This is a genomic window from Paenibacillus sp. P4_A7, assembly GCF_056402455.1.
Window position 1 is genome coordinate 1 of sequence record NZ_JBFUHJ010000684.1, and the last position, 2,043, is coordinate 2,043.

Annotated in this window: 4 protein-coding genes; all 4 read right to left on the reverse strand. The window is 45.2% G+C overall.

All coding sequences use genetic code 11. The features are described 5' to 3' along the window. Window positions 1–69 precede the first annotated feature (69 nt). Window positions 70–879, reverse strand: coding sequence for an ammonia-dependent NAD(+) synthetase (gene nadE / locus AC1DWN_RS32905; RefSeq protein WP_477563044.1), 810 nt, complete (start codon window positions 877–879; stop codon window positions 70–72). 14 nt (window positions 880–893) lie between these two features. Continuing rightward, window positions 894–1,328 carry a BrxA/BrxB family bacilliredoxin gene (locus AC1DWN_RS32910; protein WP_477563045.1) on the reverse strand — a complete coding sequence of 145 codons (435 nt, stop codon included), beginning with the start codon at window positions 1,326–1,328 and terminating at the stop codon, window positions 894–896. Between the two features lie 174 nt (window positions 1,329–1,502). Beyond that, on the reverse strand, window positions 1,503–1,643 hold the full coding sequence (locus AC1DWN_RS32915; RefSeq protein ID WP_477563046.1) for a hypothetical protein: 141 nt from the start codon (window positions 1,641–1,643) through the stop codon (window positions 1,503–1,505). A gap of 99 nt (window positions 1,644–1,742) precedes the next feature. After that, window positions 1,743–2,043, reverse strand: a 301-nt coding sequence (locus tag AC1DWN_RS32920; RefSeq protein ID WP_477563047.1) for an ATP-binding protein, incomplete at its 5' end; no start/stop codon positions are given.

The following is a 2,043-nucleotide window of genomic DNA, read 5'->3' on the forward strand; positions in this document are numbered from 1 at the left end:
CCCACAATGCCGATTGCTCGAGCTTGTAGGGCAGTTTGTACTTGTCGTATTTAATTACATAAGCAATGGTTACACTCCAGGAATAGGTGACCGCTTATGCTCGGTTTTTAAATATTGCTTTTCCAGTTTCTCACGCACATCGGCTGCGATTGCTTTACCTTCTAGATAGTCGCTGTTATCGCCATAAGTGATACCTAGCTCATCCTCATCCGTCTGACCGTCCCAAAGACCGGCAGTCGGCGCTTTATCCAGCACGCTTTGCGGCACGCCGATATGCGAAGCTAGCAGACGAACCTGACGTTTGTTCAGCGTACTAAGCGGAGTAATATCTACAGCTCCGTCACCCCACTTGGTATAAAAACCTGTAATGGCTTCGGATGCATGATCAGTTCCGACTACTAGCAGGTTTAGGTCGAATGCGAGTGCGTATTGCATAACCATCCGCGTTCTCGCTTTCACATTGCCCTTGCCTCCGCGGCTTATGTGACGAGGAATACCTAGTGACTTGAAGCTATGCTCCACTTCAATAGCAATCTCATCAACCGCTTCTTCGATATTCGTCTCCGTCTTGTGCTTCAGCTTGAATGCCTCTGCAACTGCATAACTGTCAGCAATATCCGATTGATCGCCATATGGCTGGAATACGCCAAGCGTCATATATTCTCTACCCGTCTCAGCACTAAGCTCATCTGTTGCAATCTTACACAATCCTGCAGCAACCGCACTGTCGATACCGCCACTGATTGCAATTAGCAATCCTGTCGTACCTGAGTTTGTTACAGATGACTTCAAGAAATCAACCCGCTTGCGAATTTCCGCATTCGGTTCGATTTCAGGTTTTACGCCAAGACGTTCAATGATTTCTCTTTGTAGAGTCATAGATACCGTCCCTACTAGCGACAAAACCGATCGAAAGCGTCAGACAGATCGGCTGCAATGTCGGCTGCGGAACGATTTTCGATCTGGTGGCGTTCGATAAAGTGTACCAGTTCTCCGTCCTTCATCAGTGCGATGGAAGGAGAAGAAGGTGGGTAAGGAGCAAAGTACTCACGAGCCTTAGCTGTTGCTTCTTTGTCCTGACCTGCAAATACCGTATACAAATGATCCGGTGTTATATCATGCTGAAGCGCTTCAGCAACACCTGGGCGACATTGACCTGCTGCGCAGCCGCATACAGAATTTATTACAACGAGTGCAGTTCCGCTTGCATTTGGCAAGCTTGCTTCAACCTCTTCAGGCGTACGAAGCTCTTGAATACCAATTCGAGTAAGATCGTCCCTCATTGGTTGAACCATATCTAACATGTATCGTTCGAATGACATCGACATCGAACACACTCCTTTAATTACTTTATTTAAGCTACTATTATTATACCGTCCGTAATCAAAATAAAGCAACCAGAGAGAATTCACTCCGGCTGCTTATTTCAGAAAAAAAACGTTATTTTCTGCCCACTGATACCTAGTTCCAATATCCTTAGTTGATTGTAACCTGCAGTCAGATTATGTAGAAGGCTGATTGGGTCCATCCAACTTTTTATCGAAGCCTTGGGTTTCAGCAGACTTGTCACTTTTTGAAGCATTTTTTGCCGCTTGCTGCTTTTGTTCAATTGAGCTGCCATCTCTTTGGTTTTGCTGCGTCATTCTACTTCCCTCCTTCCGACTAAGCCTCATTATCAGGCTTGTCCTACGACTCTAGGGTAGTATGCTCCGCAGCAGCTTTCATTATGTTAATCTTTTCTTCTAAACCTTATGTTCGTCTAGAAGAAATGAATTCGTACAATTAAAAGTAACTATAAACACCGTACCTACGCCTTCCTGCGACTCCACATCGATTCGACCGTTATGACGCTCAACGATACTTAAACATAAAGGCAAACCGAGACCTGTACCACGCGCTTTCGTTGAAAAAAATGGTTCGAATAAATTTTTCATTTTATCGGGAGCAATGCCTACCCCTTGGTCGATGATGCGAAGCTCGATGATATCATCCCTGATGCTCGTCTTTATTTTCAAAACGCCCTTTTCCTCCATTGCTTCCATC